Source organism: Micromonospora sp. NPDC005979, assembly GCF_040614415.1.
In the GTDB taxonomy this organism is placed as follows: domain Bacteria; phylum Actinomycetota; class Actinomycetes; order Mycobacteriales; family Micromonosporaceae; genus Micromonospora.
In genome coordinates this window covers 36,183-58,602 of record NZ_JBEXUR010000024.1, presented here as the reverse complement: position 1 = coordinate 58,602, position 22,420 = coordinate 36,183, and the positions used below count along the sequence as shown (strand labels likewise).

Sequence of the window (22,420 nt, the reverse complement as noted above, 5' to 3'; positions counted from 1 at the left end):
TCCGCCATGGCCAGCCGCTCACGTCTTCTCGCGCTCACCCTCGTCGGCGCCGTCGTCGGCGCCGTCGCCGCCTGCGCGCCGCAGGACGAACCGACCCCCACCGTCACCGCCGCGCCGTCGTGCGTCAAGGACAGCCTGCCCACCCGTACGGCGGGCAAGCTCACCATCGCCACCGACCAGCCGGCGTACGAGCCGTGGTTCCGGCAGGACAAGCCGGAGAACGGCGAGGGCTTCGAGGCCGCCGTCGCGTACGCCGTGGCCGAGAAGCTGGGCTACGCGCGGGGGGACGTCACCTGGACCCGGGTGAAGTTCGACACCGCGATCGCGCCCGGGGAGAAGACCTTCGACTTCGACATCAACCAGTTCTCGGTCACCGAGGAGCGCAAGCAGGCGGTGGACTTCTCCGCGCCGTACTACCTCGTGCGGCAGACGGTCATCGCGCTCAAGTCGTCGAAGATCGCCGGCAAGAAGACCGTGGCCGACCTGAAGGGCGCCAAGCTCGGGGCCCAGGTCGGCACGACCAGCTACCAGGCGATCACCGACGTCATCAAGCCCACCGTGAAGCCGCAGGTCTACAACAGCAACGACGACGCCAAGAAGGCCCTGCAGAACGGGCAGATCGACGGTCTCGTGGTGGACCTGCCGACGGCCTTCTACATCACCGGCGCGGAGGTCACCGACGCGGTGATCGTCGGCCAGGTGCCGCGGGTCGGCGTGCCGGAGGTGTTCGGGCTGCTGCTGGACAAGAACTCGCCGCTGACCCGCTGTGTGAGCGGAGCGGTGGGTCAGCTGAGCGAGGCCGGCACGCTGAAGGAGTTGGAGCAGAAGTGGCTCGCGCAGGTGGCGGGCGCGGCCGAGCTGACGTGACGCCACGGGAAGCCACCCCCGCCGTAACGCCACCGGCGCACACCCCCTCGGCGGCCCAGGCACGGCGAACGGCGTACCGGCGTCGACAGACCGTCTACAGCGTGCTGGTCGCGGCCTCGTCCACGGCGGCGCTCGGCACGTTGCTGGTCGTCGCGGTGACCGGCGCGCCGGGCTGGGACCGGGTACGGGAGTCGTTCCTGGACCCGAGGATCGCCGCCGACGCGCTGCCGGCCGTGTTGGACGGGCTCTGGCTCAACGTACGGCTGCTGGTCTGCTGCGCGGCCGGGGCCCTGCTGCTCGGGCTGGTGATCGCCGTGCTGCGGACGCTGCGCGGCCCGATCTTCTTTCCGGTACGGGCGCTGGCCGCCGGCTACACGTACACGTTCCGCGGCCTACCGCTGATCATCGTGCTCTACCTGCTCACCCTCGGCGTCCCCGGGTTGCGGCTGCGGGGCATGCCGTCGGTGCTGGTGCTGGGCGGGCTGGCGCTGGTGCTCACCTACGGCGGCTACCTCGCCGAGGTGTTCCGGGCCGGCATCGAGTCGGTGCACCCCAGCCAACTCGCGGCGGCGCGGTCGCTCGGCCTGACCTACCGGCAGACGATGCGGCACGTGGTGCTGCCGCAGGCCGTCCGCCGGGTGGCGCCACCGCTGCTCAACGACGTGGTGGCCCTGCAGAAGGATGTCGGGCTGGTGTCGCTCGCCGGTCCGATCGACGCGGTCCGGGCCGCCCAGATCGCCACCGCCCAGACGTTCAACTACACGCCGTACATCGTGGCGGGCGTGCTGTTCGTACTGCTCGCGATCCCGCTGATCGCGGTCACCGACTGGGTGACGCTGCGCTCGGCCCGTCGCCAGTCGGGAGGCTGAACATGACGCTGCTGCGCTGCCGGGGGCTGCGCAAGGAGTTCGCCGGCCACGTCGTGCTGGACGGGCTCGACCTGACGGTCGCCGAGCACCGGGTGGTGGCGCTGATCGGGGCGTCCGGGTCGGGCAAGTCCACGCTCCTGCGGTGCGTGAACCTCCTCGACGAGCTGGACGACGGCACGATCGAGCTGGACGGGGAGGACATCTCCGACCCACGGGTCGACGCCGACCGGGTACGCCGGCGGATCGGCATGGTGTTCCAGGCGTACAACCTGTTTCCGCACCTGAGCGTGTTGGACAACATCACCCTCGCGCCCCGGCGCGTACACCGGCGGGCCCGTGCGGAGGCCGAGGCCCAGGCCCGCGACCTGCTCGACCGGGTGGGGCTGGGCGCGAAGGCGCACGCCTACCCGGACGGGCTCTCCGGCGGACAGCAGCAGCGGGTGGCGATCGTGCGGGCGCTGGCGAACTCGCCTCGGCTCATGCTGCTCGACGAGGTCACCTCGGCGCTGGACCCGGAACTCGTGGGCGAGGTGCTGACGATGATCCGGGATCTGAAGGCCGACGGGATGACCATGGTGCTGGCCACCCACGAGATGGGCTTCGCCCGGGAGGTCGCCGACGAGGTGTGCTTCCTCGACGCGGGGCGCGTCGTCGAGAGCGGCCCGCCGGACCAGGTGCTCGGCGAGCCGACGCAGCCCCGTACCCGGCAGTTCCTCCGCCGGATCATCGAGGCCGGCCGGCTCTGAGACCGGACGGCCGCCGCCGGGCCCGACCGCCACTCGGCCCGGCCGCCGGCCGAGCGGGTCAGCCGGCGAAGCCGACCCGCTGCGCGTTGCCCGCCGCCACCGTCCGCACGGCCAGCGCGGCGTCGAGCGCCGCGACGGTCGCCGCCCAGCCCTTGTCCTCCGCCGAGCCGGGCAGCCCGGCGCGGTCCCGGGCCTGCTCGATGGTCTCCACGGTGAGCACACCGTGCGCGACCGGCTTGCCCTCGTCCAGCGCCACCCGCGTCAGCCCGTCGGTGACCGACCGGCACACGTAGTCGAAGTGGGCGGTCGCGCCCCGGACGACCACGCCGAGCGCGACCACCACGTCGCAGCGGCGGGCGAGGGCCTGGGCGACGACGGGCAGCTCGACCGAGCCGGCGACGCGGGCGACCACGGATCGCGCGCCGCACGCCTCGGCGGCGGCGACCGCGCGCTCCAGCATGTGGTCGGTCAGGTCGCCGTGCCAGCGCGCGGCCACCACGCCGACGGTCAGCCCCGCGGCATCCACCGCGTCGACTCCCGGCTCACCGAAACCCGCCATCGTCATGCTCCGATCTCGTCGTTGGCGACCGGACGCCCCAGCGGCGCCTCGGACACCTCGTCCAACTCGTCCAGCAGGTGACCCATCCGGTCCCGCTTGGTGCGCAGGTAGCGCAGGTTCTCCGGGTGCGCGCCGGCCGGCAGGCCCTCGCGGCCGGTGATGGTGAGCCCGTAACCCTCCAGCCCGGCCCGCTTGGCCGGGTTGTTGGTGAGCAGTCGCATCGAGCGCACGCCCAGGTCGTACAGGATCTGCGCGCCCGTGCCGTAGTCGCGGGCGTCGGCCGGCAGGCCCAGGTCGAGGTTGGCGTCGACGGTGTCGCGGCCCTGGTCCTGCAACTGGTACGCCTGGAGCTTGTGCAGCAGCCCGATGCCACGCCCCTCGTGGCCGCGCATGTAGAGCAGCACACCCCGGCCCTCGCGGGCGACCCGGGCCAGCGCGGCGTCCAACTGCGGCCCGCAGTCGCAGCGCAGCGAGCCGAACACGTCCCCGGTGAGGCACTCGGAGTGCACCCGGACCAGCACGTCCCGGCCGTCACCGAGGTCTCCGATGACCAGGGCGACGTGCTCGGCCGGGTCGTGCTCGGCGCGGTAGCCCAGCGCGCGGAACACCCCGTGCCGGGTGGGCATCCGGGCCTCGGCCACCATCTCGACCTGCTTCTCGGTCCGCCGCCGGTAGGCGATCAGGTCGGCGATGGTGATCAGCACGAGACCGTGTTCGGCGGCGAACTTCTCCAGGTCCGGCAACCGCATCATAGTGCCGTCGTCGTTGACCAACTCGCAGAGCACACCCGCCGGACGCAGCCCGGCGAGCCGGGTCAGGTCGATCGCCGCCTCGGTGTGCCCGGGCCGGCGCAGCACCCCACCCTCGCGGGCGCGCAGCGGCACCACGTGCCCGGGACGTGCCAGGTCCGTCGGGTCGGTGGCCGCGTCGGCGAGCAGTCGGATGGTGTGCGCGCGGTCGGCCGCCGAGATGCCGGTGCTGACCCCCTCCCGGGCGTCGACGGTCACCGTGTACGCGGTGCCACGCCGGTCCTGGTTGGTGTGGTGCATGGGCGGCAGGTCGAGCCGGTCGGCCTCGCTCTCGGTCAACGGCACGCAGACGTACCCGGAGGTGTAGCGCACCATGAACGCCATCAGCTCCGGCGTGGCCAGCTCGGCCGCGAAGATCAGGTCGCCCTCGTTCTCCCGGTCGGCGTCGTCGACCACGACGACCGGCCGTCCGGCCGCGATCTCGGCGATCGCCTGCTCGATGTCAGCGAAGCTGCGCTCGCTCATGCGACGGCCTCCGTGTAGGTGGGCGGGAGCGCGGTGGCCGGGCGGGTGGCGCGCGACGTGTGCCACCAGGCGGCGAAGCCCCAGGCGCAGAGGGCGCCGTAGATCAGGTACATGGCCGCCGACGGGTAGAACCCGCCGCGCAGCAGCAGCGGCACGCCGACGGCGTCCACGGCGATCCATACCAGCCAGAACTCGACCCAGCCGCGGGCCATGCCGTAGGTGGCGAGCAGGCTGCCGGTGAGGATCCAGGCGTCCGGCAGCGGGCCCCAGGAGCCCAGCGCCTTGAGCAGCGGGTACGCCGCGGCGGTGCCGACGACGGCGGCCAGCAGCAGGGCGAGCCGTTCCCGCCCGGTGGCCCAGCGCGGCAGCACCGCGGCGTGCTGGGCGTCGGCCCGACGGTTGCGCTGCCAGCGCCACCAGCCGTAGACGCTCACCGTGAAGAAGAAGACCTGCCGGCCGGCCTGCCCGTACAGGTCGTGGGCCTGCGGGGTGGCGAACACACCACCGAGGAAGACGGTGAACAGCAGCGCGTTGCCGATCATGCCGACCGGCCAGGCCCAGACCAGCCGGCGCAGCCCGAGCAGCGCCGAGATCAGGCCGAACGCGTTGCCGACGATCTCCCGGACGAGCACCGGCGAGCCGGCGACCTGCACCTGGGCGTCGAGGAGCCAGCCGATGGCGCTCATCAGGCCACCTCGCCGGTCTCGGTGAGCCGGCTGCCCAGCAGCCGCTCGACGTACTTGGCCACCACGTCGACCTCGAGGTTGACCGGGTCACCGACGCCCTTCGCGCCGAGGGTGGTCAGCTTGAGGGTGGTCGGGATGAGCCCGACGGCGAACTCGTCGACGCCGACGGCTGCCACGGTCAGCGACACGCCGTCGATCGTGATCGAGCCCTTCTCCACCACGTACCGCGACAGGTCGGCGGGGAGCCGGAACCGCACGGTCTCCCACTGCTCGGCCGGTTCGCGGGAGATCAGCTCGCCGACACCGTCGACGTGACCCTGCACGAGGTGCCCACCGAGGCGGCTGCCCAGCGCGGCGGCTCGTTCCAGGTTGACCGGGTCGCCCGCGTGCAGCGCGCCCAGCGCGGAGCGGCGCAGGGTCTCACCCATGACGTCGGCGGTGAAGACGCCGTCCGCCGCGTCCACGACGGTCAGGCAGACACCGTTGACGGCGATGGAATCACCGTGGCGGGCGTCGGAGGTGACGAGCGGGCCCCGCACGGCGATCAGCGCGGAATCACCCGCGGTGGCCGTGACGCGCACGATCTCGCCCAATTCCTCGACAATGCCGGTGAACATGTCAGCCCTCCCTCTTTCGGGGCAAAGCGGTGATCCGGAGATCCGGACCGACCTGCGTAACGTCGACGAGCTCCAGATCGATGGCCTCAGCGATGGTCGTCACTCCCGCGTCGACCAGGGCGGTGGGGCCGGCGCCGAGCAGCCGCGGCGCGACGTACCCGACGATCTTGTCCACCAGGCCGGCGGCCAGGAACGCGCCGGCCAGCCGGGGCCCACCCTCCAGCAGCACCGCCCGGACGCCGCGCTGGTGCAGCGCCGCGAGCAGCGCCGCCAGGTCGACCCGGCCGTCCTTGCCCGCGCCGACCTCGGCGGCGGTCGCGATCCACGTCCGCGCGGCGCCGTCGCGGACCCGGGCGTCCACCGGGGTACGCCCCGAGCTGTCCACCACGACCCGCAGCGGCTGCCGGATGGCCAGGCTGCCGTCGCGTAGGTTGCGGGCGGTCAGGCGCGGATCGTCGGCGAGCACGGTGCCCACCCCGGCGATGACCGCGTCGACGGTGCCGCGCAGCGCGTGCACGTCGATCCGGGCCGCCTCCGAGGTGATCCACATGCTGGTGCCGTCGGCGGCGGCGGACCGGCCGTCGAGGGTGGCGGCGTACTTCCAGATGACGTACGGCCAACCCCGGCGCATCGAGGTCAGCCAGGCCACGTTGCCGGCCTCGGCCTCCTCGCCGCGTACTCCCAGGTCCACTTGGACCCCGGCGGAGCGCAACGTGGCGGCGCCGCCGGAGGCCACCGGGTTCGGATCGGGTACGGCGATGACCACCCGGGCCACGCCGGCCTGGACCAGCGCGGTGCTACAGGGGCCGGTGCGGCCGGTGTGGTCGCAGGGTTCCAGAGTGACGATCGCCGTGCCGCCCTTGGCCCGCCGGCCGGCCTGGGCCAGCGCGACGATCTCGGCGTGCGGTCCGCCCGCGTACGCGTGGAAGCCCTCGCCCACGACCTGGCCGTCCGCGTCGAGCAGCACGCACCCGACCACCGGGTTGGGGCTGGTGGTGCCCAGCCCGCGCGCCGCCAGCTCGATCGCACGCCGCATCGCCTCGTCGACGGAGACGCTGGCCATCGCCCTGTCCTGCCCTCTCACTCGCCTCATCGCGCGGGCGGTCAGGGAGGCGGTATGGACCGCGGGCAGGCGGGGGCGGATTCCGGGTACGGCACAGCCGCCCCGGGTGGGCGGCACGGCACGCTGAAGCCAGCGGCCGGCTCGGACCCGTCCGTCCCGCGCGCTGTCTCCCATCCGGACTGTCTGGGCGCGGACGAGCCGCCCCCAACCGTCGGCCCCGGATTTTCACCAGGTCCACCGGGCGGCAGAGCCGTCCGGGTCGCGGGCTGACCACGGTTGGACCGTGGATCACCGCCGGTTCGGAATTTCACCGAGTCCCGCCAGCGCGTGGTGGGTACTTCGCAGTCTTACACGGCGAACCCGGCGTGTCGTTATTCAGGCAAGCTACTTCACAGCGGGATCACGCGTCAGGTGACGCCGCGCCGCCGGTCCACGGCGACGTACGACCCCGGTTGGCTCTTGGCGACCGTCTTCATCTCCGAGGCCACCGCGATGGCTTCGAGCGGGTCGGTGAACCGCTTGCCGGCGTCGGACAGCGAGACGCCGATCGAGAGCGTGACCAGGGCCGCCCGGCGGATGTTGCCGCGCCGGTCCTTCAGCTCGACGAAGCCGCGCTCACGGTCGTTCGCGTCGTAGAGCGTGTCGGCGGACTTCTCGAAGTCGACCACCGCCCGGGAGGTGAGCGGGCGGACCTGGTCGGGCGCGCAGACGATCACGAAGTCGTCGCCGCCGACGTGGCCGAGGAAGGCCGGGGGCAGCCCCACCGCCACCACGGCCCGGTGCAGGCTGCGGGCCAGGGCGGAGATGAAGTCGTCGCCCCGGACGAAGCCGTACCGGTCGTTGACGCTCTTGAACCGGTCGATGTCGATGTAGCCGACCGCGTAGTCCACCCCCTGCCGGACCCGGTCGCTGATCTCCCGCCGGATGCGGCTGTTGCCGGGCAGTCCGGTGAGCGGGGACACCTCCCGGAACTCCTTGTTGCGCCGCAGCGTCGAGGAGACCCGGGCCACCAGCTCGGCGGTGTCGAACGGTTTGACCAGGTAGTCGTCGGCGCCCGCGCTGAGCCCGTGGACCTTGTCCACGGTCATCCCCTTGGCGGTCAGCATGATCACCGGCAGGGCGGAGGTCATCGGATCGGCGCGTAGCCGCCGGGTCAGCTCCAGCCCGTCGATGCGGGGCATCATGAGGTCGACCACGGCGAGGTCGGGCCGCTGACGCTCGATGACCTCCAGGGCCTCCTGGCCGTCGCTGGCGTGGATCACGTCGAAACCGTGCAACCGCAGGTTGAACTCGACGAACCGGGCGATGTCCTCGTCGTCGTCGACGACGAGGATGACGTCCTTGCGGTCGGCCTCGGGCTCCATCTCAGGCCTCGGGCGCCGCGCGTTCCGCCAGCGCCCGCAGGTGCCGTACCGCCTCCGCCGGGTCGGCGGCGCCGTAGACGGCGGTGCCGGCCACGAACGCGTCGGCGCCGGCGGCCGCCGCCTGCTCGATGGTGTCGGCGGCGATCCCGCCGTCCACCTCGATGCGCAGCTCCAGGTGCCCGGCGTTCACGTGCCGGCGGGCGGCGCGGACCTTGTCCAACAACTGCGGGACGAACCGCTGTCCGCCGAAACCCGCCTTGATCGTCATGATCAACAGGGTGTCGAAGCTGGGCAGCAGGTCCAGGTACGGCTCGATCGGGGTGTCCCGGTCGATGGCCAGTCCGGCCTTCGCGCCGGCCGAACGCAGGTCCTTGGCCAGGGCCACCGGGTCGTCGGCCGCCTCGGCGTGGAACGTGACGTTGTACGCCCCGGCGTCGGCGTACCCCGGGGCCCACCGACGCGGATCGTCGATCATCAGGTGCACGTCGAACGGCATCGTGGTGGCGGCCCGCAGGCTCTGCACCACGGGCAGCCCGATGGTCAGGTTGGGCACGAAATGGTTGTCCATCACGTCCACGTGCAACCAGTCCGCGGCGTCCTCGACGGCACGGACCTCTTCGGCGAGGCGAGCGAAATCGGCGGCCAGGATGCTCGGCGCGACGATTGGCGGCGGTACGGTCACGGGGCCAGTGTACGAACGCGGCCACCCGCCGCCCGCAGCACGGCACCAACTCCGACACGCTGTGATCCAGCAGTGACCAGTAGTGCAGAATAAACCGATCCGGATCCTCGAATCCGGACGAACAGACATCAGTGGCTGGCCGATCGACCCAAACGCGACGACACTCCAAGCGGGACGGTGCCGTAGGCTGCACGCCCGCCGGGGTCGCGCCACGGGGCGCGGCGACCGGTCGCCAGCTCCCGGGAGGGCGGACGATGCGACGGTGGCTTGCAGCGCTGGCGCTGGTCGGCGTCACGACGATGCTGCTCTCCGGCTGCGCGCCGGCACGCGGCGCGGACGGTGATCTCACCGACGACTGGCCGGAACTGCGGGTTCCCCGACCGTTCACCCCGGCCACCGACACCTGCCTGCCCCGGATCACCGCGGTCGTGCAGGCCAGCACGTACGAGACCGTCGACTGCGCCCGCAGCCACCTCGCTGAGGCGATCCACGTCGGCACGTTCACCGGGCCGGCCGCGCGGGCCGGCGACCGGCCGGGCCCGGGTTCGACCGCGCTGCGGGCGGCCCGCGCCGAGTGCGACCAGCGGGCCCGGGACGTGCTCGGCGGCGACTGGCACACGGCCCGGCTCACCCTGACGCTGTCGCTGCCCACGGCGCCGGCGTGGACCGGCGGCGCACGCTGGTTCCGCTGCGACCTCAGCGAGACCGACAGCATCGACAACACCCGCCCGGTGAACCGCGTCGGCAGCCTGCGTGGCGCGCTGATCGGCGACAGCCCACTGACCCACCGCTGTTTCGATCCCAAGCTGATCGGCGACAACCTCAACTACATGGCCCCGGTGCTCTGCACCGAGCCGCACCGCGCCGAGTTCGTCGGCGTCTACGAGGAGAAGGACCTGAGCTGGGCGGCCTTCACCCGCTCCGGCGAGCAGGCGCACCGGCGCTGCATGGCGCTGATCGCCGCGTACGTGGCGGTGCCCAACAACAGCGAGCTGCCGTACCGGGCCGGGTCCATCTACTACCCACCGTCGCAACGGGAGTGGGAGGAGGGCGACCGCGGGGTGCGCTGTTTTCTGTGGAGTGACGACCGGAAACTCACCCGTTCCATGCGCGGCGCCGGCCCCGAGGGACTACCCGCGATCTGAGCTACGGTGCCGTATGCTGCTGCGCCGTGGCGTTACCGGCCGGCTGGAGGTCGACCGGAGGTCACCGGCGGCGGGAGGTCGAAGATGCGACGGTGGTTGACGGCGATTGCCGGGGGCGCGGCGGTGGCCCTGGCCCTCGCCGGCTGCGGCACGCCCACCGGCGTTGACCGGAACCTCACCGACGACTGGCCGGCGCCCGTGGCGGCGAAGCAGTTCGTACCCGCGGCCGGTGTCTGCCACCACTCCTTTCAGCAGGTCGGCTTCCTCAGCGGCTACAACCCGATGGAGTGCAGCGAGGCGCACCGGGTGGAGACCATCCACGTCGGCACGCTCACCGGGCCCGGCGCGGAGCGCGGCACCACCCCGCCCGCCGGCTCCGAGGGCATGCGCGCCGCACAGGCCGGCTGCGAGAAGGAGGTCACCAAGGCGGTCGGCGGCGACTGGCGCTCCGGGCGCCTGGGACTGACCGTCGTGCTGCCGTCGTCGCCCGCCTGGGCCGGCGGTGCCCGTTGGTACCGCTGCGACGTCACCGAGATCGCCAGCATCGACGACACCGCCGTCGACCTGCGCACCGGCAGTCTGCGCGGCGCGCTGGCCGGCGCGGCCCCGCTGGCCTACCGCTGCTTCAACCCGAAGCTGGTCAAGGACGACATCGAGGCGATGGTGCCGGTGTCCTGCACGGCGAAGCACCACGCTGAGTTCGTCGGGATCTGGCGGGCCCCGGACATCAGCTACGCGGAGTTCAACCGCACCACCAAGCGCACCCACCGGGCGTGCCAGTCGGTCACCGCCAAGTACGCCAAGGTGCCCGACGACTCCAAGCTCGACTTCCGCGCCGGGACGATCTACTACCAGCCGTACGAGCAGGAGTGGAAGAACGGCAACCGTGGGGTGCAGTGCTTCCTGTGGATCAGCGACCGGAACCTGACCCGCTCGATGCGCAACGCCGGCGACAAGGGCCTCCCAATCACCTGACCCCCTGAGCTAAAAGGAAGGGCCCCTTGTTAACGCCTGGCGTATAACAAGGGGCCCTTCCTCTCAGTTAGCGGGGCGGGCTCAGCCCTTGCGCAGGACGGCGAGGAACATCGCGTCGGTGCCGTGCCGGTGCGGCCACAGCTGCACGGTGGGGCCGTCACCCAGGCCGGGCATGCCGGCCGGCAGCAACGGTCGGGCGTCGACGAAGTCCACCGCCACACCGCTGCGGCGGGCCGCCTCGGTGACCGTCACGTGGGTCTCGACGGTGTGCGGCGAGCAGGTCACGTAGGCGACCAACCCGCCCGGCCGGACCGCCCGCAGCGCCGCGCCCAGCAGCTCGCGTTGCAGCCGGGTCAGCGGCGGCAGGTCCGACGGCTGCCGCCGCCAGCGCGACTCGGGACGCCGACGCAGCGAGCCCAGCCCGGTGCACGGCGCGTCCACCAGCACCCGGTCGAAGTGGCCCTCCGGCAGCTTCGGGTCCGCGCCGACCTCACGACCGTCCATCGCGAGCACGGTGACCGGGAGGCCCCGGGTCGCCTGGGACACCAGCCGGGCCCGGTGCTCGGCCACCTCCACGGCGGTCAGGCGGGCGCCCCGCTGCGCGGCGATCGCGCCGAGCAACCCCGCCTTTCCGCCGGGGCCGGCGCACAGGTCCAGCCAGCGCCCGTCCGGGCCGTCCAGCGGCGCGTCGGCGAGCGCGGCGGCCACCAGTTGGGAGCCCTCGTCCTGGACGTGGGCGCGGCCGTCGACCACCGCCGGCACGTCGCCCGGGGCGCCGCCCGGCAGATAGACGGCGTACGGGGAGAAGGCGCCGGGCGCCCCGCCGACCGCGTCGGCCAGCTCGACCGGGTCGATCAACCCGGGTCGGGCGCACAGGTGCACCGGGGGACGCTCGTTGTCCTCGATCAGGAGGCGGGCCGTCTCGCCCAGGTCACCGCCGAGCGCCTCGGAGAAGGCCCGCACGATCCACTGCGGGTGGCTGTAGGCCAGCGCCAGGTGCCCGACCGGGTCGGTCTCGATCGGCGGCGCGAGCTTGGCCACCCACCCGTCGATGTCACGGGTCGACACCTCGCGCAGCACCGCGTTGGCGAACCCGGCCGCGCCCGGCGCGACCGAGCGGACCAGGTCGACGGTCGACGACACGGCCGCGTGTGGAGGCACCCGCGTGTGCAGGAGCTGGTACGCCCCGATCCGCAGCGCGTCGCGTGCCGGCGGGTCGATCCGGGCCACGTCCCGGCCGGCCGCGTCGCTGAGGATCGCGTCCAGCGTGCCCAGGTGACGCAGCGTGCCGTAGGTCAACTCGGTGGCGAAGGCGGCGTCGCGGCCGTACAGCCCCTCCTCCCGCAGGATGATGGGCAGCACCAGGTTGGCGAAGGCGTCGTCGCGGTGCACGGCGGCCACCGCCTCGTACGCCGCGCGGCGCGGCCGGTCCAGCGGCGGTCGCGCCGGCCGGCGGTCGCCACCACGGCCGGTCGACGGCCCGCCCCGGTACGGACGCGTCCCCTCCGGGGCCGTCACGCTAGTCCCTCGCCCGCGCCGACGCGGACGCCGCGCGCCCAGTCGGTGGCCGCCATGGCCCGCTTGCCCGCGGCGCGGACCTCACCGAGGCGCACCGGCCCGGTTGCCGTGCCGGCCAGCACGCGGGTCTTCTCCACCAGCAACTCCCCCGGTTTCAAGTCCGGGCCGTCGGCCACCGTGACGACCGGACCGAGCTTCACCCGCTCGTCGCGGAAGGTCGTCCACGCACCGGGCGCCGGGGTGCAGGCGCGGATGCGCCGGTCCACCGCGAAGGCCGGGTCGGCCCAGCGGACCCGGGCGTCCTCCACGGTCAGCTTTGGCGCGAGGGACACCCCGTCGGCCGGCTGCGGCTCGGCGCGGGCGGTGCCGTCGGCGATCGCGTCGAGCACGGCCACAAGCAGCCCAGCGCCACTGTCGGCGAGGCGTTCCAGCAGGTCACCGGAGGTGTCGCCGGGACGGATCTCGTCGGTCAGGGTGCCGTAGACGGGCCCGGTGTCCAGGCCCTGCTCCAGTTCGAAGACGCTGGCCCCGGTCAGCTCGTCGCCGTGCAGCACCGCGTGCTGCACCGGCGCGGCGCCCCGCCAGGCCGGCAGCAGCGAGAAGTGCAGGTTGATCCAACCGTGGCGGGGGATCTCCAGCGCGGACGGCGGCACCAGCGCGCCGTAGGCCACCACCGGTACGCAGTCCGGGGAGAGCGCGCGCAGCCGGTCGAGGAACTCCGGGTCGCGGGGACGGGCCGGCGTGAGCACCTCCACGCCGTGCTCGTCGGCCCACACGCCGACCGGGGAGCGGGACAGGCCCCTCCCCCGTCCGGCCGGCGCGTCGGGTCGGGTGACCACGGCGACCAGCTCGTGCCGGGAGGCCGCGACGGCGGCCAGGGCGGGTACGGCCACCGCCGGAGTGCCGGCGAAGATCACACGCATCCGGGTCACCGACCCAGACCGAAGGGGTCGCTGATGTGCGGGCTCAGCTTGACCGTGGGCGGAGCCGAACCGTCGTACCACTCGGCCTGGCGGATCGCCTTCATGGCCTCCTTGCGCCCCTGCGCGTCCAGTCGGTCCAGGAAGAGCACCCCGTCGAGGTGGTCGGTCTCGTGCTGCACGCAGCGCGCCATCAGACCGCTGCCGACGATCTGCATCGGGTCGCCGAACGAGCTGAAGCCCTTGGCGACGACGTTCTGCCGACGCTTGGTGTCGAAGTAGAGCCCGGGGATCGACAGGCAGCCCTCCGGGCCGTCCTGCTCCTCCTCGTCGGGGAACTCCAGCACGGGGTTGATCAGGTGCCCGAGCACGTCGTCGACGTCGAAGGTGAACACCCGCAGGCTCACGCCGAGCTGCGGCGCGGCCAGACCGGCCCCGTTCTGCTCCCGCATCGTGTCGGTGAGGTCGGCGACGAGCCGACGTAGCTCGGCGTCGAAGTCGACCACCGGATCGGCCGGCGTGCGCAGCACCGGATCCCCAAAAAGACGGATGGGCTGGACGGTCACGCGGGACGGCTCCTTCGTCGGACGGGCGAGCGGTGCCGTACCAGTCTACGGAGTGCCCGGCAGCGCGCCGGCCGGCGTACCTCGATCGGCCGGGGCCGGTGTGCCCAGCGTCACCAGCAGGCTCTCGTAGCCGCGCAGGGTCAGCCGGGTCCGGTGCCGGGGCGGCTCGGCCAGTGCCAGCTCGGGCAACCGGCGCAGCAGCAGCGGGAACGCCAGCTGCGCCTCCAGCCGGGCAAGGCCGGCGCCGAGGCAGTAGTGCGGACCAGCACCGAAGGACAGCGGGTGCGCCTGCTCACGGGTGGGGTCGAAACGCTCCGGGTCGGTGAAGCGGCGGGGATCGCGGTTGGCCGCGCCGAGCAGCAGCAGCGCCGTGCTGCCCGCCGGCAGGTCGAGCCCGCCGCAGCGCACCGGCGCCGCGCTGGTCCGGGTGGTCAGCTGCACCGGGGAGTCGTAGCGCAGCAGCTCCTCGACGTACGCCGGGACGAGCCCGGGGTCGGCGCGCAGCGCGTCGGCGTCCTCGGGGTGGCGCAGCAGCACGACGAGGCCGTTGCCGAGCAGATTGGTGGTGGTCTCGAAGCCGGCCACCAGCAGCACCACCAGGTTGGCCAGCAGTTCGTCGACGGTGAGACGCTCGCCATCGGCGTCGTGGACCTGGACCAGCGCAGTGGTCAGGTCGTCGGCCGGTTCCCGGCGCCGGGCGACGATCAGCTCGACGAAGTAGTCGCGCAGCTCGGCTGCGCCCGCGTCGGCGACTGCCAGCTCCTCGGTGGTGATCTCCGGCTCCAGCACCCCGGTCATGTCGCCGGCCCAGCGGCGGAACAGCGGTCGGTCCTGCGCCGGCACGCCGAGCAGCGCGCAGATCACCCCGACCGGGAGCGGGTACGCGAAGTCGGCGAGCACGTCGACCGGCCGGCCGTCCTCGGCGCGCTCGATCATCGCGTCGAGCAACTCCTCGGCCTGCGCCCGCACCACGTCACGCATCCCGGCGATCCGGCGCGGACTGAACACCCCGGCGGCGAGCCGACGCATCCGGCTGTGGTCGGGCGGGTTGGTCCGCAGCATGGACCGGGCGATCGACTTCATCGCCGGGCTCTGCCGCCAGTTCGGCCACACCTGGTCCCGCAGCGCGTCGTCGAGCACCACGAGCCGGGGGTCGCGCAGCAGCTCGTCGACCTCCGGGTAGCCGGTCACCACGTACAGGCCGGGCAACGCCTCGACCACCGGACCGTGCGAGCGCAGCCGCTCGTACGTCGGGTACGGATCGACGCGTCCCTGCGGCGACATGAGCAGTGTGAGCGCCTCGGCAGCCTCCATGGTCGGCCTCCCCGTCGATGCGTGGAAGGCTCCATCATCCCGGTGCCGCCGCCGGAAGGCATCCCCTGCCCGGCGCTCGTCAGCCCCGGGCGGTCGCCGCCGCGGACAGCAGGGCACGGACCCGCTCGGCGTCGGGATGGCCGAGGTCGTCGAGGATGCGCAGGGCCCGCCGCCAGGTCCGCACGGCGCCGACGGTGTCCCCGGCAGCCTGCCGGCTCTCGCCGAGCCGGGACAGGGTGTCCGCCTCGTCGTAACGGTCGCTGATGCGCCGGTAGAGCCGGAGCGCGCGCCCGTAACAGCGGATCGCCTCGGCGTCGTCACCCAGGCGGGAGTGGATGAAACCGAGGCTGTCCCAGGTATTCGCCTCACCGTGCCGGTCACCGGTACGGCGCAGCAACGTCAGCGCCTGCCCGCAGTGCGTGAGCGCCGGGGCGTACTGCCCGAGCTGGGCGTGCGCCCAGCCGACCGCGTTGCGGGCGCTCGCCTCCCCGGCGAGGTGGCCGGCGTCGCGGTACAGCGCCAGCGCCCGCTGCCCGTGCTCCAGCGCCTCGGCGTGCCGGCCGAGGCCGTCGAGCATCGCCCCGAACGCGCGGTGGGTACGAGCCTGCCCGGTGTGGTCACCCAACGCCCCGAAGATCGCCAGGGCGTGCCGGTAGTTGGTCGCCGCCTCGTCCACCCGACCCAGCCGGGACAGCACCCGGGCGAGGTCTCGGTGGGCGTTCGCCTGCCCGAGCCGGTCGCCCGCCCGGCGGGCCCCGGCCAGGGCGGTCCGCTGGGCGGTGGCGAGGTCCGGCCACCGCCCCCGGCGTTGCAGGAAGTCCACCAGCGTCCACGCCAGCTGCCAGGCGTGGCCGTCGAACCCGACGTGCCGGGCGTGCGCGACCGCCGCCAGGAGCACCGGGTACTCGGTGGTGAACCAGGCGAGCGCCCGCCCGTGGTCGACGATCTCCTCGGGCCGCACACCGGGTGCGACCGGGGCCAGGGTGACCGGATCCCGGCCCGGTTGCAGCAGCAGCGCGGCCGCGTGGGCGGTGTGCAGGTAGTGGTCCAGCCCACGCCGGATCGCGGCCCGTCGGGCGCCGGCCGGCTCGAACCGTTCGGCCTGCTGGACGGCGTACGCCCGGAGCAGGTCGTGCGCGCCGAACCGCCCGGGGGCGTGCTCGGTGACGAGGTGCGCGTGGGCCAGCTCCGCAAGCAGTCGGGGCGCCTGCTCCCGGGGCACCCCGGCCAGGCTGGCCGCCGCCGCCACGCCGATGTCCGGGCCCGGGTGGCAGCCGAACAGCCGGAACAGCCGTGCGGCCGGGGGCGTCAGGCTCCGGTAGGACCAGGAGAACACGGCCTGCACGTCGGTGCCGGCATCACCGGCGTCGAACGACTCCAACGGGCGGGGCGCCTCGCGCAGCTCGGCCGCGAGGCTGGCCAGGGGGAACCCGGGATTCGCCGCGCCCCGCGCGGCGAGTACCGCCAGCGCCAGCGGCAACCGCGCGCACCGCTCGATGATCTCGTCCACCGCCCCCGGCTCGAGGGTCAGCCGGTCCGCGCCGAGCCGGCGGGCCAGCAACTGCCACGCCTCGGCGGCGCTGAGCAGCTCCACGCCCAGCGGCCGGGCGCCCTCGGCGGCGACCAGACCGGCCAGGCGATTGCGGCTGGTGACCAGGACCAGGCAGGTCGGGCTGCCGGCCAGCAGCGGCCGGACCTGCTCGGCGTCGCGGGCGTTGTCCAGCAGCACCAGCATCCGACGGCCCGCGAGCAGGCTGCGGTACAGGCCCACCTGCGCGCTCAGATGGGTGGGGATCCGTTCGGGCGGCACCTCGAGGGCCTCGAGAAACCCCCGGACCGCCTCGACAGGAGTCACCACCGTGCCGGTGGAGTCGAATCCCCGCAGATCGACGTAGAGCTGACCGTCCGGGAAACGGTCGGCGACCCGATGCGCCCAGTGCACCGCCAGGGTGGTCTTGCCGACCCCGGCCGTACCGGACAGGGTCACCACCCCGGCCGGCGCCAGGCCGCCGTCGTCGGCGGCGTCCGGGCCGGCACAGGCGGCGTCGAGCTGTGCGAGCTGGGCGGTACGTCCGACGAATCCGGGCAGTGCCGGTGGCAGTTGACGGGGTACGGGGAGGCGGTTCGACATCGCGGCGACCCGTGCGCCGCCGCTCTGGGGACGCGCCGCCCCGGTGCCCGCCCGAACGTCGGTCGCGTGGTCACCGGTCGGGCGTCGGCGTCGCTCCTCGATCCGGTCCCGCGCGGTGGCCAGCACGCCCTGCTCGGTGGGGCTCGCGCCGAGCAACCTGATGAGCGCGTCGAACCGCTCCGGCGGGGGCAGGACATTACCGGCGAAGTACTCCCCGATGATGCCGCGTGACCAGCCGGTCTTCGCCGCCAACTGCCGGTATGTCAGCCGGGTCTCGCCCTGTTGCCGTGCTTCACGGCGGCGCAGTTGGCGCAGCAGACCGGCCAGATCCGGCAGGGTCTGCGCCGCGACGGCACGACGTGCCACGTCGCACGCCCCGGGCGATTCCTGCACCCCGGCACGAACGCCGGGAGGAATCCACTGGTCGGACATGCGGCCCCCACCCCCTCCCGGTCACCCGGCCGCCCCGGATGCCGACACGGGCAGGCTAGACGCGGCCACCGGCAGTGAGATAGGAGATCGCCGATGTCTGACAGTTCACATCGGACCTTTCGCCGTCCGACGCTGTCCGACCGTGTCCAATCCCGTCCAGGATCGCCGTCCGGATCGGACGTCGCATGCCACCGTCCCTGGTGCGGGCCCGGCCCGCGCCACGAACCCTGGGGAAGGGGTACAGATGATCCGTCCACACCCGAACGCCCGACGGTCCGCGTCGATGCTGCGTCGCATCGCCGTGGCCGCCTGCGGCCTCACGCTGCTCGTCACGGGCGTGACCGCCACGTCGGCCACCGCCGCGCCGAAGGGCAAGGCCACCACCACCGGATCGTTCGTCGACAGCACCGCGGTGCCGGGCGGCTTCGCCTCCTGGTCCGAGCTGCTCCAGTTGCAGCAGCGGATGAACACCGCCGCCGCCCAGATCACCAACGCCGCGCAGCGCAGCGCGAACTCCGGCTTCGCCGGCATCGTCGCCGATCCCGCCACCCGTCACCTCCAGGTCTACTGGAAGGGCGAGCCGCCGGCCCGACTGGTGGCCAACGCCCGGGCCACCGTCGCGACGACAGTGCTGCCCGCGGCGTACTCGCAGCGGGAACTGATGGTCGCGGCCGACAAGCTGCGCGCCACGGCCGGCGACAAGATCACCACCGTGGGGCCGCGCGCCGACGGCGCGGGCCTGCTGGTCGGTACGCAGAGCGGGCTGCTCGGGGCGACGGCTCTCGCCGGCGTGCCGGTGACCGTCCAGACCGGCGTCGCCGCCGCTCCCGCCACCCGGTGGGACGACAGTCCGCCCTGGTGGGGTGGCGCCGCGTGGCGCAACACCTCCACCGGTGGCGGCTGCTCGACCGGCTTCGGCGTCTTTGCGGGCGGGGTGTCGCGGGTGCTCTCCGCCGCGCACTGCGCCAACCTCAACGTCGTGGCGGCCGACCCGACCGGGCAGACCATCGGCACCGTCATCAGCCGCAACGTCAGCAGCGACACCCTGCTCATCGCGGGCAGCGGCGGCGGCCGGGTCTTCAACAACAGCACGGACGCGAACGGCGCGGTGGTCAGCGAGTTCAGCAACCAGGTGATCGGCGCGCAGGCCAGCCAGGTCGGCAACTGGGTGTGCAGCTCGGGCGCGTACTCCGGCACCCGCTGCTCGATCCAGGTGAAGGCCCGCAACCTGTGCATCAACGTGCGGAACTTCGGCACGGTCTGCGGTCAGGTGCAGGCCGAGAACACCGCCCACACCAACGCGGTCGGCCAGGGTGACAGCGGCGGCCCGGTGGAGATCGTGAACGCGGCGAACACCCTCCAGGTCTGGGCGACCGGCACCAACACCGCCATCGACGACACCAACACGTCGACGGCGTGCACCGGCTACGTTCCCACCGGCCGGGTGTGCGCCTGGCGGTTCTACTACGAGGACATCTTCTCCGGCATGGCCGGCGTGGGCGCCTCCGGAGTCGTCCTGGGCTGACGCCTCCGCACGACCATCGTCCAACCCGACACCCGGGCCGGCGCGCATCTCGCGCGCCGGTCCGGCGTCGCGCTCAGGCTGCGCCTAGGCGCCGACGCCCGTGTCCGCTGCGAGCACGGCGTCGCCGCGGAGCAGCGCCGGCTCCGGCAACGGCAGGTGGATCTTGTGGGCGGCCTCCCAGTCGTAGACCAGGCCCGGCCGCACCTGCGCGGCGAAGTAGTCCACGGCGCTCATCCCGCCGACCACCGGCTCGTCGACCTCGGCGACGAGCTGGGCCGGCACCAGGGTGAAGCCGTTCTGCAGGGCGGCGCTGAGCCGCCGGTGACCGTCGACGACGAAGAAGTACTCCCCCGTAAAGCCGATCTTGAGCGGCTCCAACGACTCGTCGCCGGCCTCGGCCACGTCGCCGACGAACTCGCTGTCCCAGAGGCCACGCAGGGTGGCGATGTCCTCGGTCGGGTAGACCCGCGCCGGATCCAGCAGCAGCAGCGGCGGGCCGTCGCGCAGCACCTCGGCGCCGAGCGTGCCCTCGTACGCGGCGACGATGTGCTCGACCACCTCGGCGGCGGAGGCCCGGGTGGTGTCACAGATCAGGTCGTAGTTGCGCAACCGAGCCTTGTCCACCCCGTAGCGGAGGATGAACCGGCTGCGCTCGCTGGCGCTGCGCTCGCGGAGCTTGGCCTTGGCCTCCTCGTGCGAGGCGTAGCTCTCCGCCGGGCCGGACGGGCGGGCCAGCACCCGGCGGGCCGCCTCACCCGGCTCGGTGATCATGTGCACCTTGAGCGCGTCGGTGAAGAAGTGCCAGGCCAGCCGCGAATCCATGATCAGGTGTTCGCCGGAGGCGGCGATGTCGCGCTGAAGCTGGTCGACGTACCCGTCGACGGCCTGGTCCAGCTCCGCGTGCAGGTTGAGTTGCAGGGCGGTCATCTGCCGCTGCTGCGCCATCTCCCGATAGAGATCACCCACGCTGACCCGGCGCATACCGAGCCGCTTGGCGATCTCCACCGACACCGTGCTCTTGCCGCTGCCGAGGTCGCCGTTGAAGACGATCGATTGTCGAACGGTCACGACTGGTCCACCCCTGATAACCGGCTTCCTGACATCATCGACAGCCCGAGCATGACGGGCGATGCTACCACCTCGTCACCAGCGTTCTGCCGGACGCGGTGTGCGGGCACCGGTCGCCGCGCCCGCCTGCCGCCGCCTGCAAAACGGTCAGAACAGGCTCAACGGATCGACCTGGAGACGAACCGGCTCGGCGGCCTTGCGGGCGGCGCGCACCCCGGCGGCCGAGTGCAGGGCCTCGGCGAGCGCGGCGGCCCGCGCCCGGGGCACCCGCAGCAGCATCCGCTCGCGCCCCTCCTCGGCCGGCACGGGCCCGAGCACCTCGGCGTCGGCGGGAAGTCGGGCCTCGGCGAGCAGGTCGGCCACCGCCTCGGCCGGGCCGGTGACGCTCGCCATCCGGACGGCCGGCGGGAAGCCCAGCTCGCGGCGCTCGACCAGCTCCCGACCGGCGAACCAGGCGGCGTCCCAGCGCAGCAGCGCCTGCACCGGAGCGAGCGCGCCGTCGGCGACGACCACCACGCGGCCGGCCGGCGCCGGGCGGGCCAGAGCCGCCGCGGCCAGCCAGCGGCGCAACGCCTCCTCGCCGGCACGCAGGTCGGCCCGGGTCAGCAGGGCCCACGAGTCGAGCAGCAGCACCGCGCCGTAGCCGCCCGTCGCGACCGGCTCGGCACCGGGCGTGGCGACGACCAGGGCGGCCGCGCCGGGCACGTCGGTCAACACCTCCTCCCGCCCCGAGGTCCGCACCGGCACGTCGGGGAACGCCCGGCCCAGCTCCTCGGCGGTACGCCGGGCGCCGGTGACCGCCGCCCGCAGCCGCCGCCCGCCACACTCGGGACAGGCGTACGCGGCGGCGACCCGGGCGCACCAGCGGCACACGGGGGTGCCGCCCGCCGACGGCAGGGCGAGCGGGCCGGCGCAGTGCGCGCAGCGGGCCGGGGTGCGGCAGTCGGCGCAGGAGACCGAGGGCAGGTAGCCGCGGCGGGGCACCTGCACGAGCACCGGCAGGTCCGCCCGGAGCGCGTCGCGGGCGGCTGTCCAGGCCAGGCTGGGCAGCCGGGCGGTGGCCGCACCGGGATCGCGGGCGAGCTGCGGGTCGTCCCCGGTCGGCGCGATGGCCGGTATCCGCGCCCGTACCGTCGCCCGGTCGGCGACCACCTCCCGGGCCCAGCCGGTCTCCAGCAGCAACTGCGCCTCGGCCGTACGCGCGTACCCGCCGACCAGCGCTGCGGCCTCGCCGAGCCGCGCTCGGGTGAGCAACACGTCGCGGGCGTGCGGATAGGGCGCGCGGGGTTCGGAGTGCAGGTCGTCCCCGTCGTCCCAGACGGCGACGAGACCGAGCCGGCGCACCGGGGCGAACATCGCCGCCCGGGTGCCGATGACCACCGGAACCTGCCCGCGACGGGCGGCGAGGAACGCCCGGTAGCGCCGGGCCGGCCCGAGGGCGGCGGAGAGAGCGACGTGCCGCCCCGGGCCCAGCACGTCGGTCAGCGCCGCGTCGAGACGGTCGAGGTCGCGCGCGTCCGGTACGACGACCACCGCGCCGCGCCCACCGGCGACGGTGGCGGCCACGGCGTCGGCGTAGCGGGCGGCCCAGTCCTCGCCGGGCAGCGCCGACCAGACCGCACGGGCGGGCCGGCCGTCGGTGAGCGCTCGCAACAGCGCCGGACCGGCCGGATAGTCCCGCCATCCCCTCGGGTCGATCGGCTCCCCCGGCGCGGCCTCCGGCGTGGACTCCTCGTCGTGAGGCTCCTTCTCGACACGGGCGTGTCGGGGTGGCACGGCGAGCCGCAGGACGTCGGCGAGATTGCCGGCGTACCGGTCGGCGACCGCGCGGGCCAGACGGGCGACCTCGGGGGTCAGCACCGGCTCGGGCGAGACGACCTTCTCCAGGTAGGCGAGGCGGCCGGTGTGCCCGGAGTCGTCCGCTCGGGACAGCAGCCAACCGTCGACCAACTGCCCCGCGAAACGCACCTTGACCCGGGTGCCGGGCACCGCCACGTCGTCCAGCTCGGCCGGCACGAGGTAGTCGAACGGGCGGTCCAGGTGCGCCAGCGGCACGTCCACGCAGACGCGCGCGACCGGCGACCCCGGTGCGGGTCGCC

At 73.6% G+C, this 22,420-nt stretch carries 20 protein-coding genes and 1 riboswitch; of the genes, 6 read left to right on the top strand and 14 right to left on the bottom strand.

All coding sequences use genetic code 11. From position 1 onward, the window contains the following. The first annotated feature begins 6 nt into the window (after positions 1–6). The 3 genes from ABZ272_RS29005 (at position 7) to ABZ272_RS28995 (ending at position 2,482) form a co-directional block, all read left to right on the top strand. On the top strand, positions 7–867 hold the full coding sequence (locus tag ABZ272_RS29005; RefSeq protein ID WP_355053105.1) for an ABC transporter substrate-binding protein: 861 nt from the start codon (positions 7–9) through the stop codon (positions 865–867). A gap of 101 nt (positions 868–968) precedes the next feature. Beyond that, positions 969–1,736, top strand: coding sequence for an amino acid ABC transporter permease (locus ABZ272_RS29000; protein WP_355053146.1), 768 nt, complete (start codon positions 969–971; stop codon positions 1,734–1,736). 2 nt (positions 1,737–1,738) lie between these two features. Then, positions 1,739–2,482 (top strand): amino acid ABC transporter ATP-binding protein, encoded by a 744-nt coding sequence (locus tag ABZ272_RS28995; protein ID WP_355053104.1) that lies wholly within the window; start codon positions 1,739–1,741, stop codon positions 2,480–2,482. Positions 2,483–2,540: 58 nt separating this feature from the next. On the opposite strand, the gene ribH is transcribed toward ABZ272_RS28995, so the two are convergent. The 7 genes from ribH to rpe form a co-directional block, all read right to left on the bottom strand. Beyond that, positions 2,541–3,041 carry a 6,7-dimethyl-8-ribityllumazine synthase gene (gene ribH, locus ABZ272_RS28990; RefSeq protein WP_355053145.1) on the bottom strand — a complete coding sequence of 167 codons (501 nt, stop codon included), beginning with the start codon at positions 3,039–3,041 and terminating at the stop codon, positions 2,541–2,543. A gap of 2 nt (positions 3,042–3,043) precedes the next feature. Next, a complete protein-coding gene (locus tag ABZ272_RS28985) occupies positions 3,044–4,315 on the bottom strand; it encodes a bifunctional 3,4-dihydroxy-2-butanone-4-phosphate synthase/GTP cyclohydrolase II (RefSeq protein WP_355053103.1) in 1,272 nt (423 codons plus the stop codon). Further along, the gene (pnuC, locus tag ABZ272_RS28980; protein WP_355053102.1) at positions 4,312–5,001 is read right to left on the bottom strand and encodes a nicotinamide riboside transporter PnuC; all 690 of its coding nucleotides are present in this window, start codon (positions 4,999–5,001) and stop codon (positions 4,312–4,314) included. The genes ABZ272_RS28985 and pnuC overlap by 4 nt, the downstream gene beginning before the upstream one ends. Beyond that, entirely contained in the window at positions 5,001–5,618 is a 618-nt protein-coding gene (locus ABZ272_RS28975) for a riboflavin synthase (protein ID WP_355053101.1), read from the bottom strand. The genes pnuC and ABZ272_RS28975 overlap by 1 nt, the downstream gene beginning before the upstream one ends. 1 nt (position 5,619) lies before the next feature. Continuing rightward, complete coding sequence (ribD, locus tag ABZ272_RS28970) at positions 5,620–6,681, bottom strand: bifunctional diaminohydroxyphosphoribosylaminopyrimidine deaminase/5-amino-6-(5-phosphoribosylamino)uracil reductase RibD (protein WP_355053100.1); 1,062 nt, start codon at positions 6,679–6,681, stop codon at positions 5,620–5,622. 158 nt (positions 6,682–6,839) lie between these two features. After that, positions 6,840–7,010, bottom strand: a riboswitch (FMN riboswitch). Between the two features lie 78 nt (positions 7,011–7,088). Next, on the bottom strand, positions 7,089–8,045 hold the full coding sequence (locus ABZ272_RS28965; protein ID WP_355053099.1) for a response regulator: 957 nt from the start codon (positions 8,043–8,045) through the stop codon (positions 7,089–7,091). A gap of 1 nt (position 8,046) precedes the next feature. Continuing rightward, entirely contained in the window at positions 8,047–8,727 is a 681-nt protein-coding gene (gene rpe, locus ABZ272_RS28960; protein ID WP_355053098.1) for a ribulose-phosphate 3-epimerase, read from the bottom strand. Between the two features lie 254 nt (positions 8,728–8,981). On the opposite strand from rpe, the gene ABZ272_RS28955 reads away from it, so the two are divergent. Next, positions 8,982–9,872, top strand: coding sequence for a septum formation family protein (locus ABZ272_RS28955; protein ID WP_355053097.1), 891 nt, complete (start codon positions 8,982–8,984; stop codon positions 9,870–9,872). Between the two features lie 84 nt (positions 9,873–9,956). Next, on the top strand, positions 9,957–10,847 hold the full coding sequence (locus tag ABZ272_RS28950; RefSeq protein WP_355053096.1) for a septum formation family protein: 891 nt from the start codon (positions 9,957–9,959) through the stop codon (positions 10,845–10,847). A gap of 81 nt (positions 10,848–10,928) precedes the next feature. Here ABZ272_RS28950 and ABZ272_RS28945 read toward each other — a convergent pair whose 3' ends face one another. From ABZ272_RS28945 to ABZ272_RS28925, 5 genes are all read right to left on the bottom strand, one after another. Further along, a complete protein-coding gene (locus tag ABZ272_RS28945) occupies positions 10,929–12,365 on the bottom strand; it encodes a transcription antitermination factor NusB (protein WP_355053095.1) in 1,437 nt (478 codons plus the stop codon). Continuing rightward, positions 12,362–13,288: a methionyl-tRNA formyltransferase gene (gene fmt / locus ABZ272_RS28940; protein WP_355053094.1), complete on the bottom strand. Its 927-nt coding sequence runs from the start codon at positions 13,286–13,288 to the stop codon at positions 12,362–12,364. The genes ABZ272_RS28945 and fmt overlap by 4 nt, the downstream gene beginning before the upstream one ends. Positions 13,289–13,293: 5 nt before the next feature. Then, the gene (gene def, locus ABZ272_RS28935; protein WP_355053093.1) at positions 13,294–13,851 is read right to left on the bottom strand and encodes a peptide deformylase; all 558 of its coding nucleotides are present in this window, start codon (positions 13,849–13,851) and stop codon (positions 13,294–13,296) included. Between the two features lie 45 nt (positions 13,852–13,896). Beyond that, positions 13,897–15,165, bottom strand: a complete 1,269-nt coding sequence (locus tag ABZ272_RS28930) for a cytochrome P450 (RefSeq protein ID WP_355053092.1) — start codon at positions 15,163–15,165, stop codon at positions 13,897–13,899. 79 nt (positions 15,166–15,244) lie between these two features. After that, on the bottom strand, positions 15,245–17,728 hold the full coding sequence (locus tag ABZ272_RS28925; RefSeq protein WP_355053091.1) for a tetratricopeptide repeat protein: 2,484 nt from the start codon (positions 17,726–17,728) through the stop codon (positions 15,245–15,247). 244 nt (positions 17,729–17,972) lie between these two features. On the opposite strand from ABZ272_RS28925, the gene ABZ272_RS28920 reads away from it, so the two are divergent. Beyond that, entirely contained in the window at positions 17,973–19,253 is a 1,281-nt protein-coding gene (locus tag ABZ272_RS28920; RefSeq protein WP_355053090.1) for a hypothetical protein, read from the top strand. Positions 19,254–19,337: 84 nt separating this feature from the next. On the opposite strand, the gene ABZ272_RS28915 is transcribed toward ABZ272_RS28920, so the two are convergent. Continuing rightward, the gene (locus tag ABZ272_RS28915; protein WP_355053089.1) at positions 19,338–20,321 is read right to left on the bottom strand and encodes an AAA family ATPase; all 984 of its coding nucleotides are present in this window, start codon (positions 20,319–20,321) and stop codon (positions 19,338–19,340) included. A 147-nt stretch (positions 20,322–20,468) separates the two neighbouring features. Next, positions 20,469–22,382 (bottom strand): primosomal protein N', encoded by a 1,914-nt coding sequence (locus ABZ272_RS28910; protein WP_355053088.1) that lies wholly within the window; start codon positions 22,380–22,382, stop codon positions 20,469–20,471. Positions 22,383–22,420 lie beyond the last annotated feature (38 nt).

Coding starts and splice junctions, on each gene's coding strand:
- ABZ272_RS29005 (WP_355053105.1), top strand. CDS start 7: ATGGCCAGCCGCTCACGTCTTCTCGCGCTCACCCTCGTCGGCGCCGTC.
- ABZ272_RS28995 (WP_355053104.1), top strand. CDS start 1,739: ATGACGCTGCTGCGCTGCCGGGGGCTGCGCAAGGAGTTCGCCGGCCAC.
- ribH (WP_355053145.1), bottom strand. CDS start 3,041: ATGGCGGGTTTCGGTGAGCCGGGAGTCGACGCGGTGGATGCCGCGGGG.
- ABZ272_RS28985 (WP_355053103.1), bottom strand. CDS start 4,315: ATGAGCGAGCGCAGCTTCGCTGACATCGAGCAGGCGATCGCCGAGATC.
- pnuC (WP_355053102.1), bottom strand. CDS start 5,001: ATGAGCGCCATCGGCTGGCTCCTCGACGCCCAGGTGCAGGTCGCCGGC.
- ABZ272_RS28975 (WP_355053101.1), bottom strand. CDS start 5,618: ATGTTCACCGGCATTGTCGAGGAATTGGGCGAGATCGTGCGCGTCACG.
- ribD (WP_355053100.1), bottom strand. CDS start 6,681: ATGGCCAGCGTCTCCGTCGACGAGGCGATGCGGCGTGCGATCGAGCTG.
- ABZ272_RS28965 (WP_355053099.1), bottom strand. CDS start 8,045: ATGGAGCCCGAGGCCGACCGCAAGGACGTCATCCTCGTCGTCGACGAC.
- ABZ272_RS28955 (WP_355053097.1), top strand. CDS start 8,982: ATGCGACGGTGGCTTGCAGCGCTGGCGCTGGTCGGCGTCACGACGATG.
- ABZ272_RS28950 (WP_355053096.1), top strand. CDS start 9,957: ATGCGACGGTGGTTGACGGCGATTGCCGGGGGCGCGGCGGTGGCCCTG.
- fmt (WP_355053094.1), bottom strand. CDS start 13,288: ATGCGTGTGATCTTCGCCGGCACTCCGGCGGTGGCCGTACCCGCCCTG.
- ABZ272_RS28930 (WP_355053092.1), bottom strand. CDS start 15,165: ATGGAGGCTGCCGAGGCGCTCACACTGCTCATGTCGCCGCAGGGACGC.
- ABZ272_RS28925 (WP_355053091.1), bottom strand. CDS start 17,728: ATGTCCGACCAGTGGATTCCTCCCGGCGTTCGTGCCGGGGTGCAGGAA.
- ABZ272_RS28920 (WP_355053090.1), top strand. CDS start 17,973: ATGATCCGTCCACACCCGAACGCCCGACGGTCCGCGTCGATGCTGCGT.